The organism is Mesorhizobium sp. LNJC394B00, assembly GCF_000502555.1.
GTDB lineage: Bacteria > Pseudomonadota > Alphaproteobacteria > Rhizobiales > Rhizobiaceae > Mesorhizobium.
On sequence record NZ_AYWH01000009.1, the window covers coordinates 14,512 to 31,153 of the forward strand.

Here is a 16,642-nt window from a genome sequence, read left to right on the forward strand (position 1 = left end):
AGGCCTCGTAATTATCCAGGAAAATTACTATGATTGGACAATCTCAGTAGGTTTTGGCGATAATGAATGGTCTAACTCCACGACCTACGGTGCTTTGACGCCGTGGCAAGCGAGGGCAGCTTCCAGGCGGCCGCCCTTGCCTTGAACCGATCGCATCCATCCGTCTTCGCCGCTGTCGCACGCCTCGAGCAGTTGCTCGGGCTCACACTTCTCGACCGCAGCGGATATCGGGTGGGGCTGACGGAGGCGGGCCGCGAGTTTCACGCGCGAGCGCAGCTGACATTGCGCGAGCTCGACCATCTGCGAACCTATGCGGGCCAGTTGGCGAGTGGCGAGGAGACGGTCCTGCGTGTGGTCGTGGGTGATCTGTGCCCGCGACCGCAAATCCTGCCTATGCTCAGCGGCTTCTTTGCCGAACGCACCGGGACACGCCTGCACCTGGAGTACGAGGCGGTCGGCGGTCCGCTCGAACGGTTGATGGAAGGCGAGGCTGACCTCATCTTCCATCGCACGGATCCTTCCGATCCGCATCTCGAGCGGATCCATCTCTGCGCGGTGCCCCTCGTGCCGGTGGTGGCGCCTGGGTTCCTTCCGTTCGCGCCTGGCCGCGAGATTGCGCCGGAGCAGATGCGGCCCTTCACCCAGTGCGTGATCCGCGACACGGCGCGGCGGCCGTCGCCGGAGAGCTATTTCCTCGTCGACGGTGCGCATCAGTGCTCGGTGCCGGATCATCTGATGAAGAAGGAACTGATCCTTCACGGATTGGCCTGGGGCCATCTGCCGGCATGGCTGATCGAGGACGAACTGCGGGATAGGAGGCTGATCTCGATCGCTGGTGCACATCTGCCCGGCCGGACGGAGATCCTGGCGGCGGTGCGCCGGCGCGACCGACCGCATGGACCCGTCGCCGAGGCGTTGTGGCTTCATCTCCAGGCGCAAGTGGCATCCGACGGCAAAGCACCGGGATGTCAGAACGTCGCAGCGGAACGCAAAGCGCCTTAGCTGGCATCGGATCGGCCTGCGCTGAACCTGTCTCAGACGCCTGTTGTGCCAGTCGCTTTTGGCTTGCCGGGCGCTGGAGATTGCCGCAAAGGTTAAGCGTTGATCCTCCCTGCCCGGCCTGACATTTGAACGTTCCCGCAAGATCAGACGAAAGCGCAACGCCGCCCGCGGCGATGCTGTTCATGCTGTCCACCTATGTCTTTTTCACCTTTCTCGACACATCGAGCAAATATCTGGTGCTGGCCGGCGTCTCGGCGCTGATCGTCGCCTGGGCCCGCTTCACCGTCCATGTCCTGCTTGTCGGCGTTTTTCTGCGCGGCTGGCGCGAGCCGTCGCGCTTCCGCGCCAACAATCTGTCGGCCCACATCCTGCGCGGCGGACTGCTGTTCGGCTCGACCATGTGCAACGTCATGGCGCTCAAGACACTGCAATTGGCCGAGACCACCTCGATCTACTTCTTCGGCCCGATGGTGATCACCGCCCTTGCCGGTCCGCTGCTCGGCGAATGGGCGGGCTGGCGGCGCTGGCTGGCGATCCTGACGGGTTTTGTCGGCGTGCTCGTCATCACAAGGCCGGGCGTCGGCGTTTTCGGTGTCGGCCACCTCTTCGCGCTCGGCTCCATGCTGTCGAACTGTTTTTACGTCATCATGACGCGTCGCATGTCGGCCAGCGAAAGCTCGGAAAGCCTGATCCTGTTTTCGGCGCTGGCGCCGGCCGTGCTCCTTTTGCCGATGCTGCCGTTCTCGCATCAGCTGCCGCAGGATGGCTGGCATTGGGTCATACTGGTGATGCTGGGCGTGTTTGGCGCCGGCGGCCACTGGCTTCTGGTGCAGGCCTATCGCCTGGCAACCACCACGGCGCTGGCGCTGTATCCCTATTCGCAGATGGTCTGGATGATCCTGTCCGGCTGGATCATCTTCCACCAGTTCCCCGACCGCTGGACGCTGGTGGGTGCTGCCATCATCGTCGCCAGCGGCCTTTACATCATCCATCGCGAGCACCGTTTGCGGCTGCGCAATCGCACGACCGTCGATGCCGAGGCGGAGGCGCTGGCGAAAAAACTTTGATTTGCTCCGAATCCGATGGCATAACGCCGCATTTAAAAAATTTAAAAACTCGGGGAGCCAAGGGCTGGCACAAAAGATCAAGCTTTCGACGATCGCGGATGCGCTTGGCGTGTCCACGGCCACCGTCTCCCTCGCCTTGCGCGACAGCCCGCTGGTCGCCGGCGCCACGCGTGACCGCATCAAGGAACATGCGCGGGCCATCGGTTATATCTACAACCGCCGCGCCGCCTCACTGCGCACCTCGCGCTCGGGCATTGTCGGCGTCGTCGTGCACGACATCATGAACCCGTTCTTCGCCGAGATCCTGCGCTCGATCGAAAGCGAACTCGATCGCAGCCGGCAGACCTTCATCCTGTCCAACCATTATGACCAGCTGGAAAAGCAACGCACCTTCATCGATACGCTGCTGCAGCTTGGCGCCGACGGCGTCATCATGTCGCCGGCCATCGGCACGCCGGCCTCTGACATCGTCATGGCCGAGGAAAACGGCCTGCCGGCGGTGCTGATCGCACGCAGCGTGGAAGGCGCCGACGTGCCGGTGTTTCGCGGCGACGATGCCTATGGCACGGCACTTGCCACCAATCATCTGATCTCGCTCGGGCACAAGCGCATCGCCATGATCGGCGGCACCGACCAGACCTCGACCGGGCGCGACCGCTACCAGGGCTATCTCAACGCCATGGAGGCCGCCGGGCTTGAGGTCAGGCCGTCCTGGCGCATCGCCGGGCCGCGCACCAAGCAGGGCGGATTCGAGGCGGCTGGACAGTTTCTGGCGCTTAAAGACAAGCCAACCGCCGCTTGCTGCTGGAATGATCTGGTCGCCATCGGCCTGATGAACGGCATTGCCCGCGCCGGCCTGGTGCCGGGCGCCGACATCTCGGTGACCGGTTATGACGATCTCGAGGAGGCGGCAATCGCGACACCGGCGCTCACCACAGTCTGGAATGGCCAGCGAGAGGTCGGCCGCCGTGCCGCCAGCGCGCTGCTCGACAAGCTGAACGGACAGGCGGTACGGCCGTCACAGGAACTGATCAAGCCGGAACTGCATGTGCGCCAGTCGACCGGCAAGCCGGTGGAGCGTGCATGACCAAGACTGATGCGTTGCAGACCGTCGCCGTTCTGGTGCCAGGACATTTCAACGACCATGCGGTCGAGCGCATCGACCGCACCTTCAAGCGGGTCAAGATAGAGCGAGCCGATCCCGCCCTGGTCACCGAGGAGATGCGCCATGACGTGCGCGCCATTGCGTCCTTTGCCGGCGTCAATGCGGCATTGATGGATGCATTGCCCAACCTCGAACTCATCGCCTCCTTCGGCGTCGGCTATGATTCGGTCGATGCCGGCCATGCGGCCAAGAAAAACATCATGGTCACCAACACCCCCGATGTTTTGACCGAGGAGGTCGCCGACACCACGATCGGCCTTTTGCTCAACACCGTGCGTGAACTTTACAACGCCGAGAAATGGCTGCGCGACGGCAGTTGGGTGAAGAAGGGCAACTATCCCCTGAGCCGGCTGACCTTGCGCGGTCGGCATGTCGGCATTTTCGGCATGGGCCGCATCGGCCTTGCCATTGCGCGCCGGCTGGAAGCGTTCGGGCTGCCGGTGGCCTACCACAACAGGCGCAAGGTCGAAGGTCTGGCTTATGAATACCACCCGACGCTGAAGGGCCTTGCCGAAGCGGTCGATACGCTGATTTCCGTAGTGCCGGGCGGCGCTTCCACGGAGAAGGCGGTCAATGCCGAAATCCTGGCGGCGCTTGGCGCCAACGGCGTTTTCGTCAACATCGGCCGTGGCAGCACGGTCGACGAGGCAGACCTCGCCGCAGCGCTTGCCAACGGCACCATCGCCGCGGCCGGGCTCGATGTTTTCGCCGATGAACCGAATGTGCCCAAGGCTTTGCTGGAGGCGCCCAACACCTCGCTTTTGCCCCATGTCGGTTCGGCCTCGCACCACACGCGCCGCGCCATGGCGGATCTGTGCGTCGACAATCTGGTATCCTGGTTCAGCGAGCGCCGGCCACTGACCCCGGTGCCGGAGACGGCGCAAGTCAAGCCACGAAGCTGAGCGGCTGTCTGCCACACTCGTTAACGTCGGCTTAACGCTTTGGAATCATTCTGCATCTGCGCCGGGGGGCGCGGAGTGCAAGATGACGAAACTTCCGGCATTGATTGCGGCAGCGGCACTTTTCGCCGGCTTTCAGCTGTTTCACGGCGGCAGCAGTGAAAGTTCGGCCAATGAAGCAAGGCCGGCAACCACCTTCAGGCTGGTCGCCAATGGCGACGAAGGCGACTGCGCGGTTAGCCGCGGCGCCGCGATTGACGATGGCCTGTCGCTGTTGACCGTGGCGCCGAACTGCCGCGGGTTGCTGCCGGGGATCGAGCGGGCAAAATTCTGGCGAGAGGGCGAGGACGGCACGATCGCGTTCAGCGCCGACGGCACCGACCCGATCGTCACCTTCTCGGTTGCGGATGGCGACGGCTACGAATCCTACGCTCCGGCCACGCCGCTGCTTTCGCTGGCGACAACCGGCGAACGGGATCAATCCGCCGGCAATTGATCGTCGGGATTTATTCCGCCGCCGCCCGCGCGCCGGCCTTCGCCGCCGCATGCAGCCGCACCGCATCGCCGAAGGCGCGGAAGATCTTGGCCGAGTTGTTGTCCGACTTGACCCAGTATTCGGGGTGCCATTGCACGCCGACGGCGAAGGCGCGGGCGTCCTTCACCGAAACTGCCTCCACCGTGCCGTCGCCGGCAACCGCCTCGACCTGCAGCTTCGAGCCGAGCCGGTCGATGCCTTGGCGGTGCAGCGAGTTGACCTTGATGTCGCCGGCGCCAAACACGCCGGCCAGGCAGCTGCCCGGCTTGATCGAAATGGTCTGGTGAATGGCGAAGCGTTCGTCCTGGTTGTCGCTCACCGGCGCGCGATGGTCGAGCGAGCCTTCGCGCTCCTGGATCTCGGTGCCAAGCGTGCCGCCCAGCGCAACGTTCAACTCCTGGATGCCGCGGCAGATGGCAAGCAGCGGCACGCCGCGCTCGATCGCCTTGCGGATTAGCGGCAGCGTGGTGGAATCGCGCGCCGGGTCGTAGGGGCCGTTGGCTTCGCTGGCGTCGCCGCCATAGAGCGATGGATGCACGTTGGACTTCGAGCCAGTGACCATGACACCGTCGACCGAAGACAACAGCTCGTCGAAGTCGAGCCGGTCACCGAATGACGGCACCAAAAGCGGGAACACGCCGGCGCCGGAAAGTGCTGCCTCGATATATTGCTGCGGGACGGCATGCCAGGTGTAGTTGTCGAACTGACGGACGTCGGTTGATATGGCGACGAGCGGCTGGTGCATTTTGGGTCCGGATTCCATTTGGCGCGAAGCGAATAGCTATTGTGCCTGCAAAATAGGCGATCCGAAGGCGCTTTTCCATGGCAAGTTTCGCCATCTCGCATGGGCCACGCGGCGAACGTTAGACTATAGTTGCAGGCTGGCCGGCCGGCCCGCGGATTTGTCGCCAGCGCCGCCGTCAAATCCCGCCACCATGCTGGACTCGACCTTTTGCCCGTGTATTGTTTCGGGCAAATCGATACCGGACGTGAGGAGATGTCCCTGATATCGGTTGTTGGTCCAATAGGGAGGAACTGCATGGATCGTCGTTCATTCATCCGCAAGGCCGGGGTCACCGGCGTGGGCGCAGCGGCGGCTGCCGCTACGCTAGCCGCACCGGCAATCGCCCAGTCCAATCCGAAAGTGACGTGGCGGTTGGCGTCATCCTTTCCCAAGTCACTCGATACGATCTATGGCGGCGCCGAAGTCTTCTCCAAGATGCTGTCTGAGGCGACGGACGGCAATTTCCAGGTCCAGGTCTTCGCCTCCGGCGAACTCGTGCCCGGCCTGCAGGCCGCCGACGCCACCACTGCCGGCACCGTCGAGGCCTGCCACACGGTGTCATACTATTATTGGGGCAAGGACCCGACATGGGCGCTCGGTGCGGCGGTGCCGTTCTCGCTCAACGCGCGCGGCATGAACGCCTGGCACTATCATGGCGGCGGCATCGACCTGTTCAACGAGTTTCTTGCCACGCAGGGTCTTTTCGGCCTGCCCGGCGGCAACACCGGCGTGCAGATGGGCGGCTGGTTCCGCAAGGAGATCAACACCGTCGCCGACCTGTCCGGCCTCAAGATGCGCATCGGCGGCTTTGCCGGCAAAGTGGTGCAGAAGCTCGGCGTCGTGCCGCAGCAGATCGCCGGTGGCGACATCTATCCGGCGCTGGAAAAAGGCACGATCGACGCCGCCGAATGGGTCGGCCCCTATGACGACGAGAAGCTCGGCTTCTACAAGGTCGCGCCCTACTACTATTATCCCGGCTGGTGGGAAGGCGGCCCGACCGTCCATCTCTTGTTCAACAAGGCCAAGTACGAGGAGCTGTCGCCCGCCTACAAGTCGCTTGTGCACACCGCCGCGCAGGCGGCGGACGCCAACATGCTGCAGAAATACGATTTTCTCAATCCTGCGGCGGTGAAGCGGCTGGTGGCCGGCGGCGCGAAATTGCGCCCGTTCAGCCAGGACATCATGGCCGCCTGTTTCGAGAAGGCCAATGAGGTCTACACCGAAATGGAAGCCACCAACGCACCGTTCAAGAAGATCTGGGACTCGATCAAGGGCTTCCGCAAGGAGCACTATCTGTGGGCGCAGGTGGCCGAGTACAATTACGACACCTTCATGATGGTCCAGCAGCGCAACGGCAAACTGTAGGCTGGGATCTGTCCCTTCTCCCCGTCACTATACGGGGAGAAGGTCCCGGCAGGTGGATGAGGGGCGGCGCAAACTTCGGCGATCGATCGCCTTGGGCTTGGTAGCCGCCCCGAAATTATAGCTTATTTTTCCGAGCGTTGACGCTACCCCTCACCTGCCTGCCGGCATCCTGTCCCCGTATAGTGACGGGGAGAGGGGCGCGGTCATCGCCGTTTCGCCAATCGCCAACGCCGCAGGATTGAGGCTGCCCTTCATTCCATGCCCGGCACCACCAACACCTTGACCTCGCCGGGCGCTGCCGGATTGGCGATCACCGAGGCGGCTTCCTCCAGGCCGACCTGCCTTGAGATGAGCTTGTCGATCTCGATTGCGCCGGACGCGACAAGGTCCGCCGCCCGCCTGTGGGTGAAGGGGTTGATGAACGAGCCGAGAACCTTCAGTTCGCGAAACAGGATGTCGAACGGTTCGAAGGGCACTTTCACGCCTTGCGGCATCACGCCGACGATCACCACCGAGCCGCCGGACTTCGCCAGCCGCATCGATTGTTCGACGGTATCGGGGACACCGGCGCATTCGAGCACCACGTCGGCCCCGCCGGGCACAAGGCCGGTTGGGCCGGCGATCGCCTCGATCGGGTCGACCGCGTTTGGGTCGACCGTCGCCGTTGCACCGAGCTCTTCGGCGAGCGCACGGCGGGAGGCCTGCCGCGTCGACAGGATGATGGTCGCCGCTCCTGCGAGCCTCGCCAATTGCACGGTAAGCAGGCCGATGACGCCGCCACCAAGCACCACCACGGCAGCGCCGGGTCTGATTCCGGCGAGGTCGACAGCGTGCAGGCAGCAGGCCAGCGGCTCGCAGAAGGCGCCATGCGTTGGCTTGAGGTTCGCAGGCAGAAGAAAGGCCTGGTTCTGCGGCATCACGACGTAGTCGGCGAAGCCGCCGTCGCGATGGATGCCGATGGCCCTGAGATTGCTGCACAGATTGACGCGGCCGGCTCGGCAATGACTGCAGCGTCCGCAGAAGATGTTGGGATCGCCGGTAACACGGTCACCGATGGCGATGCCGGAAACCGCGTCGCCGACAGCCTCGACGATGCCGCAGAATTCGTGACCAAGCGTCACCGGCGGGCTCGAAGGGAATTCGCCGTGGAGGAGGTGACGGTCGGTGCCGCAAACGCCGCAGGCTTCGACGCGCACCAGAACGTCCTGCGGTCCCGCAACAGGCTTGTCGACCTCCCGTAGCGCAATGCTGCCCACGGCTTCCAGGCGCACGGCTCTCATGACATCCTCACTCAGGTTCTCAGTGTTCACACATCAGTTGAAGTTCGGCGGCTGCGACAGGTCGGTCGCCGGCGCCGCCGGCTTGGCGGGCGGCGTCTCGCCGAAATTCGGCGGCTGCGAGAGATCGTTCGACGGTGGCGCCGCAGGTGATGGGCCACCGTTGGCTGGTGGTGGTGTGCCGAGAGGCGCAAGGCCTGGCATATCAGGCAAGTTGATCTCGATCGTTCCCGGATCGACGGCCGCACCCTTGTAGCGCATGACCATTTGCGGGAAGGCGATGGTCAGCCCGATCATGATCACCTGGATGCAGACGAAGGGCACGGCGCCCCAATAGATCTGGCCGGTGGTCACCGGCGCGATCTGCTTGCCGGTGAGGCGATCGAGATAGGGCACGCGCGCGGCGACAGAGCGCAGGTAGAACAGCGCAAAGCCGAAAGGCGGGTGCATGAAGCTTGTCTGCATGTTGACGCCGAGCAGCACGCCGAACCAGATCAGGTCGATGCCGAGCTTATCGGCAGCCGGCGCCAAGAGCGGTACGATGATGAAGGCGAGCTCGAAGAAGTCGAGGAAGAAGGCGAGCACGAAGACCAGGATGTTGACGCCGATCAGGAAGCCGACTTCGCCGCCCGGCAGCGACGTCAACAAATGCTCGACCCAGACGTGGCCGTTGACGCCGTAGAAGGTCAGCGAGAACACCCGCGCGCCGATCAGGATGAACAGCACGAAGGAGGAAAGCCTGGTGGTCGACGCGAGCGCCTGTTTGATGACATCCAGCGACAACCGCCCCTTCATTGCCGCCATCGCCAGGGCGCCAACCGCGCCCATGGCGCCGCCCTCCGTCGGGGTGGCGATGCCGAGGAAGATGGTGCCCAGCACCAGGAAGATCAGCGCCAGAGGCGGGATCAAAACGATGATCACCTGCTGCGCCAACCTGGACATCATGTTGATGTTCAGACCCTTGTCGGCGATCGCCACGATATAGATCAGGATCACCCCGATGCTGGCGCCAAGGATATCGGCATTGTCGCCATGCGCCGGCGCAAGGTAGCGATAGGCCGCATAGGAAGCCGCGACTGCCACCAGCAGTGCCGCGAGCAGCGACAGCACGCCGTGGCCAAGCGTGCGGGCCGCCAGCGGCAACGCCGGCATCGAGTTCGGCCGGACGATCGACATGATCAGGATGTAGAGCGTGTAAAGGCCGGTCAGCACCAGGCCGGGGATCAGCGCGCCGGCATACATGTCGCCGACCGAACGGCCGAGCTGGTCGGCCAGAACGATCAGCACCAGCGACGGCGGGATGATCTGGGCGAGTGTGCCGGATGCCGCGATGACGCCCGACGCCAGTCGTCGGTCATAGCCGTAGCGCAGCATGATCGGCAGCGAGATCAGGCCCATGGCGATGACCGAAGCCGCGACCACGCCCGTGGTCGCGGCAAGCAGCGCGCCGACGAAAATCACCGCATAGGCAAGGCCGCCGCGAACCGGGCCGAACAGCTGGCCGATCGTGTCGAGCAGGTCCTCGGCCATGCCCGATCGTTCCAGCACGATGCCCATGAAGGTGAAGAACGGGATTGCCAAGAGCGTGTCGTTCGACATCACCCGGCTGCCGTAGAAATTGTCGGGCAGCGCATGCAGCAGCGGCCACGCCAGGTTGATCGAGCCGCCCGAATAGGGCGACAGCACGACACCGATGAAGAAGAACATCAGGCCGTTGGCGGCGAGCGAGAAAGCGACGGGGTAGCCGATCAGCAGGAAGATGATCAGCGAAGCGAACATGATCGGCGCCATGTTCTGGGCGATGAACTCGATCATGGGCGCGCCTCCTGGGCGAGCGCCTTGGCTTCTTCGGCAAGGGCTTTCGCCTCGAGCTCGGCCTGTTCGTGCACCGAGATGAACGGATTGGGATCGTCCATGTCGCCGCGCATGATGGCGATCTTCTTGATGATCTCGGAGATGCCCTGCAGCGCCAGCAGAAAGAAGCCGACGAGCAGGATCGCCTTGGCCGGCCAGATGATCAGGCCGCCGGAATTGTTCGACATTTCGCCGCTGCGGAACGACAGCGACACGTAGGGTATAAAATAGATCACCATCAGCGTCACGAACGGCATCAGGAAGAAGACATGGCCGAGCAGGTCGATCCAGTGCTGCACGCGGCGCGACCACATGCCGTAGACGATGTCGATGCGGATATGGTCGTTCTGTTTCAGCGTGTAGGCGGCGGCCAGCATGAAGGCGGCGCCGAACAGGTACCACTGCAGTTCCAGCCAGGCATTCGACGAGACGTCGAAGACCTTGCGGATGATGGCATTGGCGGCGCTGACCAGGATTGCCAGCAGGATCAGCCACGATATCCACCGGCCGATGAACTCGTTCATACGGTCGATCGTTCTGGATAGAGCGAGCAGCCCTGCCATGCATTTCCTCCCTGAGGTCGAAGGCGCGCCGGCTCCCCTATTTTCCGTCGCGCCGCTGTGGCCCAACGGTATGCCGTGCGTGGTTCGGCGGGTCAACATGGCATGGGCGCGATCAACGCCGTCGTGACGGGAGGCAGGGGATAAGTGCCGACCGGCTGCTGCGTCATGCAACCAAAGTCTGACAGCGGATGCGGCGATCAGGCGATCTTCTGCTGGTCGCGGCCGGGACCGATCAGCACAAGTGCCGCGACCAGGAACAGATACATCCAGCCATCGCGCCATTCGATCGGGAAATAGCCGGCCCATAGCGACTCCGCCATGCCGAAGGCGGCCGCACCGAGCGCGGCCCGAGGCGGAGAGAGATAGCCGCCCACCGCCGTCACGAACAGGATTTTCAGCCCGTAGACGAGGCCGGAGCCGAAGCTGACATTGCCGTAGTAAAGGGCGGCCATGATTCCGGCCAGCGCGGCGCAGAAACCGCCGAACAGCACCGCATGCCGGAACACTGCGCGCACGTCCACGCCGCACATGGCAGCCGCTTTGGGATCGTCGGAGACGGCGCGCCAGCGGCGGCCGAAGCCCGAGCGGGCAAACGCCCATGCAGCGAGCATGATTGCCGCCAGAACCACCGCGCAATCGATGAGCTGGATCAGCGTCAGCGTCGCCTGGAAGCCGGCATCCTGAGCAAAAACGATGGGCTGCGCCAGCATCGGCGGCAGCCACCAATCATGCGTGTCGGCGGCGATACGGCTTGCTTCCGACAGCACCAGCAGGATGCCGAGCGTCGTCACCACAATGGCATTGGGCGTGCGGTCGGCCAGCGGTTCGAAGACGCTGCGCGACAGCACGTGGCCGATCAGCGCGGCATAAAGGAAAGCCGTGACGACGCCGAGCACCACTGCCGCCAGCAAGGTCAGCCACAATACCTGATAGCCGAAGGCCACGGTCAGGATCATCGTCTGGCCGCAAAAGGCGAACAGCGCGCCATAGGCGAGATTGGTCCGGTGCAGGATGCCGTTGGTCAGCACGTAGCCGAAGGCAAGCAGCGCATAGAGCGCGCCGGAATGCAGCCCGTTCAGCACCTGCTGGAAGAAATAGAGCATAGACAGCTTTCCGGGCGCTGGAGCCCGCGCCAATGTTTGCATCCTAGAATCTAACTTGTCAAATGCGGTTTATCGGTTAGATTTCTGATATGACGGTATCTTGGACCTCGCATCGCTTCACCGGCGGCATTCTTGCGCTCGATACGGCCAACACCGTGGTGTTGCGCAACGATCCGGAAAAGACCTTCGACCGTTTTGACGATCCGGCCGAGATCGCGCGCTTCGCCGATGCCGCAAGCGGCTTTCGCGGCGCCGAGCTTGGCGGCAGACCGCTGGAGGCGACCTCGCCGGACAGGATCGCCCCGGTGGTGCTGGCGATCCGCGAGACGACCGACCGCCTGTTTCGCGGCGCGGTGTCGAAAGGCGCGCTTGCCGCCGGCGACCTCGCCGCTTTTCTCAAGGCCTGCGCCGACGGCCTCGATCGGAGCCCGGCCGAAATCGGCGCCCCGGGCAGACCGTTCGGCGATCCGGCGACGCCGATCGCGTTCGAGGCGGCGCTGGCGGTTTCGGCCTTGTCGCTGCTGCGCGACGACACGGTCGCCAGGCTCAGGATCTGTCCCAATTGCAGCTGGCTGTTTCTCGACAGGAGCCGCAATTCCAGCCGCCTTTGGTGCGATATGGCTGTGTGCGGCAACCGCCAGAAAGCAAGCCGTCACTATCGCCGCCGCCGCACGGCGGCACATGAGGTCAACAATGCCTAGGGTTGTTTTTCGTTCGATCCTTGTCGGTGCTGCGCTCATTGCAGCCGTTGCGCTTGGCGCCTGCCGCGACACCGGCGGCGACGGCAAGCTGTTCGAGGTTTCCGGCAAGGTCGTCGTCTTCAATTACCGCCTCGCCCGGGCGACCTATGTCGTGACGCTGCGGCCCCTGCAGCCGATGGGCGAAGGCCAGGTTGCGGTCGCCAGCTTCCAGAATCCGGCCGGCGGTTCTCCCCTGGTGATCGAGCAGAAGGTCTGGCCGAAGCTCGACAAGGTCAGCCTGGAAAGCCCGGCGCTCACCTGTATCGTCAAGGACAAGCCCTATGCGATTTCGATCAGCATCAGGGGTCCTGACGGCACGTTCCTGCAGAAGATCGACACGACGCTGATGTCGAGCGAGGACCAGTCGATCCTTCCCGACCGGCCGCTGGTGGTCGACCAGCTCTATACGGCCAATCCCGATCTTGCCGGCCATCCCGACGGCAAGCTGCCGGGTGAGCCGAAGCCGGATTGCTCGAAAGGCTGACGCGTCTTTGCCCGGCGCGACTGCGTGGAAATTTCTGGTCGCCGGACAACCGCCGCGGACCGATTTCGTGCCGGATACGCGACGGCAGCGGATCGTTCGTTGCGCTTTGCCTGGCACTTTCGATTTCGTTTGACCTGCCTTGCAAGCGGAGAAAGACTGCGCCATCTCACTCCTACGTTGGCTGCGCGCCCCGGTGCTGTCTCCGCAGAGGAAATGCCTGATGACGCTGCACGACGTCGCGCTCGACGACAAGTTCGATCTCGGTAAGGAGCGCATCTTCCTGTCCGGCGCACAGGCGGTCATCCGCATGCTTTTGATGCAGCGCGAGCGCGACCGCCAGGCCGGCCTCAACACGGCCGGCTTCGTGTCCGGTTATCGCGGCTCGCCGCTCGGCGGCCTCGACATGCAGCTGTGGCGGGCGAAAAAGCAGCTGGCGCAGGCCGACATCGTTTTCCAGCCCGGCCTCAACGAGGAGCTTGCCGCCACCGCCTGCTGGGGCTCTCAGCAGACGGGATTGCTGGGTGAAGGCACGCATGACGGCGTGTTTTCGGTCTGGTACGGCAAGGGGCCGGGCGTCGACCGCTCCGGCGACGTTTTCCGCCACGCCAACCTCGCGGGATCGTCGAAGTATGGCGGCGTGCTTGCGCTGATGGGCGACGACCATATGGCCGAATCATCGACCAATGCGCACGCCACCGAATTCCTGTTCGTCGACACCATGGTGCCGATCCTCAACCCGGCCGGCGTTCAGGAGATCATCGACTACGGCCTCTACGGCTTTGCCATGTCGCGCTTCGCCGGCACCTGGGCGGCGATCAAATGCGTCAAGGACAACATCGAATCCTCGGCCTCCGTCGATGCCGCGCTCGAGCGCCTGAACATCGTCGTGCCGGAGTTCGATATGCCGCCCGGCGGCCTCAACATCCGCGATGAGATCGACATGCTCGGCCAGGAGGAGCGCCTGCACGAATACAAGCGCGCCGCTGCGTCCGCCTTCATCCATGCCAACGGCCTGAACCGCATCGTCTATTCGGGCGGGCGCGCGCCGAAGCTCGGTATCATCACGCTCGGCAAAAGCTATCTCGATGTCCGCCAGGCGCTGGAAGATATCGGCATCGACGAGGCCGCCGCCGGCCGCATCGGCATCCGCCTGTTCAAGGTCGGCTGCCCGTGGCCGCTCGACCTGCAGCATATCTCAGAATTCGCCCGCGGCCTCGACACCATCGTCGTCGTCGAGGAGAAGCGCTCGCTTATCGAGGTGCAGCTGCGCGAAAACCTCTACGGCACCGCCACGCAGCCGACGATCGTCGGCAAGAAGGACGAGCGCGGCGACTGGCTGTTCCCGGCCAAGGGCGCGCTCGACCCCAACGAGATCGCCATTGCGCTGGGCGAGCGCATCCTGCGCACAATCGGCTCTTCGGAAGAGATCGCTGCCAAGGTGGCAAAGCTGCGCCAGTTCCAGGCGATGCTTGCCGACACCAGCGATATCGGTTCGCGCACGCCGTTCTTCTGCTCCGGCTGCCCGCACAATTCCTCGACCAAGGTGCCCGACGGCTCGATCGCCGCCGCCGGTATCGGCTGCCATTTCATGGCGCTGTGGATGGACCGCAACACGGTCGGCTTCACCGCCATGGGCGGCGAGGGCGCACAATGGGTCGGCCAGGCGCCATTCTCCAAGCGCGGCCACATTTTCCAGAATCTCGGCGACGGGACCTACAATCACTCCGGCACGCTGGCGATCCGCTTCGCGCTGTCGACCGATGCCAACATCACCTACAAGATCCTCTACAACGACGCCGTCGCCATGACCGGCGGTCAGCCGCATGAGGGCGGCCTGACTGTCGACATGATCGCCAGGCAGGTGCGCGCCGAAGGCGTCGAGCGCATCGCCATCGTCACCGACGAGCCGGAGAAATATGCGGGGAAGGCCGAATTCCCCTCCGGCGCCACCATCCACCACCGCGACGACCTCGACCTCGTCCAGCGCGAGCTGCGCGACGTCAAGGGCGTCTCGGTGCTGCTCTACGACCAGACCTGCGCCGCCGAAAAGCGCCGCCGCCGCAAGCGCGGCACCTTCCCGGATCCCGACAAGCGGGTCTTCATCAACGAACTGGTCTGCGAGGGCTGCGGCGATTGCGGCCTGCAATCGAACTGCGTCTCGATCCAGCCGGTCGAGACCGAGTTCGGCCGCAAGCGCAGAATAGACCAGTCGAGCTGCAACAAGGATTTCTCCTGCGTCAACGGCTTCTGCCCGTCCTTCGTCACCGTGCACGGCGCCAAGATCAGGAAGGCCGAAGGCATTGCCGGCCGCTCCGACCCGCTTGACGGCGTGCCGGTGCCGGCCGAATTCCCGCTCGGTAGCGAGGGTTGGGCGGCGATCATCGACGGCGTCGGCGGCACCGGCGTCGTCACCATAGGTGCTGTGCTCGGCATGGCCGCCCATCTCGAGGACAAGGGCTGCGGCATGATCGACATGGCCGGCCTCGCCCAGAAGGGCGGCTCGGTGTTCACCCATGTCCGCATCGCCCGCACCCCGGACGACATCCACGCGATCCGCGTTTCGGCCGGCAAGGCGGACCTGGTGCTCGGCTGCGACCTCGTCGTCTCGGGCGCCAAGAAGGTGCTTGGCGCGGTACGCGAAGGCCATACCATCTTCCTCGCCAACACCGCCGAGATCATGCCTGGCGAGTTCGCCCGTTCGGCCGATTTCTCGCTGCCGATCGAGCGCCTGAAGAAGGCGATCCGTGCTGCCGCCGGCGAAGACAAGACCCATTTCTTCGACGCCACGCGCACCGCCACCCAATTGTTCGGCAATTCGCTCGGCGCCAACATGTTCATGCTCGGCTTCGCTTTCCAGCATGGCGGGCTGCCGCTGTCCGCGCAAGCCGTTGAAAGAGCGATTGAATTGAATGGCGAGGCGGTGGCGATGAACATCGCCGCCTTCCGCTGGGGCCGGCGCGCCGCGCATCAGCCGGAGTTTGTGCGCGGCCTCATCGCGCAACCGAGCAAGGCCACTGAGATCGCCGAGACGCTGGACGATATCATCGCCCGCCGCGTCGCTTTCCTCTCTGCCTATCAGAATGCCGCCTATGGCAGGCGCTATGTCGAGCGGCTGGCGGTCCTGCGTGCCGCCGAGGCAAAGGCCGTGCCCGGCTCGACCGCGGTGACCGAGGCAGCCGCCAAAAATCTGTTCAAGCTGATGGCGATCAAGGACGAATATGAGGTGGCGCGGCTCTACACTGACGGCTCCTTCGCTATGGAGCTGTCAAAACAGTTCCAGAGCTACGAAAAGCTCGAATTTCATCTGGCGCCGCCGATCATGGGCAGGCGCGGCAATGACGGCAAGCCGAGGAAATCGAGCTTCGGCCCGTGGATGATGAAGGGTTTTCGCCTGCTGGCGGCGCTGAAAAGCCTGCGCGGCACGGCCTTCGACGTGTTCGGCTACAGCGCCGAGCGGCGCATGGAGCGGCAGCTTCTGGCCCGCTATGAGGCCGATCTGGAGCTTGTCGCCAAAGCACTTGCGCCAGGCAGGATCGAGGCCGCCATCGCCCTTGTCTCGGTGCCGGCGCTCATTCGCGGCTACGGCCATGTCAGGCAAGCCAGCGCCGAAAAGGCAGAGGGCGAGCGCACAAGGCTTGTCGAGCGGCTGGCCAACACGCCGGCGCGGCCTGAACTTCAGGCCGCCGAGTGATCGATACGCCTTGTTTACCTGAACACGAATTTTCGCGGTTTACGCCGATGGAGCCGACTTGACGCCAGGCGTCGGAACGGCATCTCTAAACCTTTCTTAAGGCGAATGTGACA

General features: G+C 64.0%; 13 protein-coding genes and 1 pseudogene. 9 read left to right on the forward strand and 5 right to left on the reverse strand.

The window, feature by feature from the left end:
• Window positions 1-75 precede the first annotated feature (75 nt).
• From X751_RS0134040 to X751_RS140095, 5 genes and pseudogenes are all read left to right on the forward strand, one after another.
• A pseudogene (locus tag X751_RS0134040) lies at window positions 76-1,002 on the forward strand (LysR family transcriptional regulator); the annotation flags it as partial.
• A gap of 182 nt (window positions 1,003-1,184) precedes the next feature.
• Window positions 1,185-2,069 carry a DMT family transporter gene (locus X751_RS140110; protein ID WP_032893164.1) on the forward strand — a complete coding sequence of 295 codons (885 nt, stop codon included), beginning with the start codon at window positions 1,185-1,187 and terminating at the stop codon, window positions 2,067-2,069.
• Between the two features lie 64 nt (window positions 2,070-2,133).
• Entirely contained in the window at window positions 2,134-3,156 is a 1,023-nt protein-coding gene (locus X751_RS140105; protein ID WP_023671355.1) for a LacI family DNA-binding transcriptional regulator, read from the forward strand.
• Window positions 3,153-4,136 carry a 2-hydroxyacid dehydrogenase gene (locus tag X751_RS140100; protein ID WP_023671354.1) on the forward strand — a complete coding sequence of 328 codons (984 nt, stop codon included), beginning with the start codon at window positions 3,153-3,155 and terminating at the stop codon, window positions 4,134-4,136. Before X751_RS140105 ends, X751_RS140100 begins: the two co-directional genes overlap by 4 nt.
• An 82-nt stretch (window positions 4,137-4,218) precedes the next feature.
• The gene (locus X751_RS140095) at window positions 4,219-4,629 is read left to right on the forward strand and encodes a hypothetical protein (protein ID WP_023683514.1); all 411 of its coding nucleotides are present in this window, start codon (window positions 4,219-4,221) and stop codon (window positions 4,627-4,629) included.
• A gap of 10 nt (window positions 4,630-4,639) precedes the next feature.
• Here X751_RS140095 and X751_RS140090 read toward each other — a convergent pair whose 3' ends face one another.
• The gene (locus X751_RS140090; RefSeq protein WP_023671352.1) at window positions 4,640-5,413 is read right to left on the reverse strand and encodes a gamma-glutamyl-gamma-aminobutyrate hydrolase family protein; all 774 of its coding nucleotides are present in this window, start codon (window positions 5,411-5,413) and stop codon (window positions 4,640-4,642) included.
• Window positions 5,414-5,707: 294 nt separating this feature from the next.
• Here X751_RS140090 and X751_RS140085 point away from each other — a divergent pair, with 294 nt between their 5' ends.
• Window positions 5,708-6,817, forward strand: coding sequence for a TRAP transporter substrate-binding protein (locus X751_RS140085; protein ID WP_023671351.1), 1,110 nt, complete (start codon window positions 5,708-5,710; stop codon window positions 6,815-6,817).
• A gap of 251 nt (window positions 6,818-7,068) precedes the next feature.
• Here the strand turns inward: X751_RS140085 and X751_RS140080 are convergent, their stop codons facing one another.
• The 4 genes from X751_RS140080 to X751_RS140065 form a co-directional block, all read right to left on the reverse strand.
• The gene (locus X751_RS140080; protein WP_023745815.1) at window positions 7,069-8,097 is read right to left on the reverse strand and encodes a zinc-dependent alcohol dehydrogenase family protein; all 1,029 of its coding nucleotides are present in this window, start codon (window positions 8,095-8,097) and stop codon (window positions 7,069-7,071) included.
• Window positions 8,098-8,130: 33 nt separating this feature from the next.
• Window positions 8,131-9,909, reverse strand: coding sequence for a TRAP transporter large permease subunit (locus X751_RS140075; RefSeq protein ID WP_023683516.1), 1,779 nt, complete (start codon window positions 9,907-9,909; stop codon window positions 8,131-8,133).
• Window positions 9,906-10,511: a TRAP transporter small permease subunit gene (locus tag X751_RS140070; RefSeq protein ID WP_023671348.1), complete on the reverse strand. Its 606-nt coding sequence runs from the start codon at window positions 10,509-10,511 to the stop codon at window positions 9,906-9,908. The genes X751_RS140075 and X751_RS140070 overlap by 4 nt, the downstream gene beginning before the upstream one ends.
• A gap of 197 nt (window positions 10,512-10,708) precedes the next feature.
• Window positions 10,709-11,614, reverse strand: coding sequence for a branched-chain amino acid ABC transporter permease (locus X751_RS140065; RefSeq protein ID WP_023695936.1), 906 nt, complete (start codon window positions 11,612-11,614; stop codon window positions 10,709-10,711).
• An 89-nt stretch (window positions 11,615-11,703) separates the two neighbouring features.
• Here X751_RS140065 and X751_RS140060 point away from each other — a divergent pair, with 89 nt between their 5' ends.
• The 3 genes from X751_RS140060 to X751_RS140050 all read left to right on the forward strand — a co-directional run bounded on the left by X751_RS140060 (window position 11,704) and on the right by X751_RS140050 (window position 16,529).
• A complete protein-coding gene (locus tag X751_RS140060; protein ID WP_023745816.1) occupies window positions 11,704-12,315 on the forward strand; it encodes a CGNR zinc finger domain-containing protein in 612 nt (203 codons plus the stop codon).
• Complete coding sequence (locus X751_RS140055; protein WP_031198512.1) at window positions 12,296-12,838, forward strand: hypothetical protein; 543 nt, start codon at window positions 12,296-12,298, stop codon at window positions 12,836-12,838. Before X751_RS140060 ends, X751_RS140055 begins: the two co-directional genes overlap by 20 nt.
• 220 nt (window positions 12,839-13,058) lie before the next feature.
• On the forward strand, window positions 13,059-16,529 hold the full coding sequence (locus X751_RS140050) for an indolepyruvate ferredoxin oxidoreductase family protein (RefSeq protein WP_023745818.1): 3,471 nt from the start codon (window positions 13,059-13,061) through the stop codon (window positions 16,527-16,529).
• The last annotated feature ends 113 nt before the right edge of the window (window positions 16,530-16,642 follow it).

Bases quoted from the DNA above. Each gene is read 5' to 3' on its own strand.
- X751_RS140070 (WP_023671348.1), bottom strand. From the start codon at position 10,511: ATGGCAGGGCTGCTCGCTCTATCCAGAACGATCGACCGTATGAACGAG.
- X751_RS140110 (WP_032893164.1), top strand. From the start codon at position 1,185: ATGCTGTCCACCTATGTCTTTTTCACCTTTCTCGACACATCGAGCAAA.
- X751_RS140090 (WP_023671352.1), bottom strand. From the start codon at position 5,413: ATGCACCAGCCGCTCGTCGCCATATCAACCGACGTCCGTCAGTTCGAC.
- X751_RS140085 (WP_023671351.1), top strand. From the start codon at position 5,708: ATGGATCGTCGTTCATTCATCCGCAAGGCCGGGGTCACCGGCGTGGGC.
- X751_RS140075 (WP_023683516.1), bottom strand. From the start codon at position 9,909: ATGATCGAGTTCATCGCCCAGAACATGGCGCCGATCATGTTCGCTTCG.
- X751_RS140100 (WP_023671354.1), top strand. From the start codon at position 3,153: ATGACCAAGACTGATGCGTTGCAGACCGTCGCCGTTCTGGTGCCAGGA.
- X751_RS140065 (WP_023695936.1), bottom strand. From the start codon at position 11,614: ATGCTCTATTTCTTCCAGCAGGTGCTGAACGGGCTGCATTCCGGCGCG.
- X751_RS140095 (WP_023683514.1), top strand. From the start codon at position 4,219: ATGACGAAACTTCCGGCATTGATTGCGGCAGCGGCACTTTTCGCCGGC.
- X751_RS140080 (WP_023745815.1), bottom strand. From the start codon at position 8,097: ATGAGAGCCGTGCGCCTGGAAGCCGTGGGCAGCATTGCGCTACGGGAG.
- X751_RS140055 (WP_031198512.1), top strand. From the start codon at position 12,296: ATGAGGTCAACAATGCCTAGGGTTGTTTTTCGTTCGATCCTTGTCGGT.
- X751_RS140060 (WP_023745816.1), top strand. From the start codon at position 11,704: ATGACGGTATCTTGGACCTCGCATCGCTTCACCGGCGGCATTCTTGCG.
- X751_RS140050 (WP_023745818.1), top strand. From the start codon at position 13,059: ATGACGCTGCACGACGTCGCGCTCGACGACAAGTTCGATCTCGGTAAG.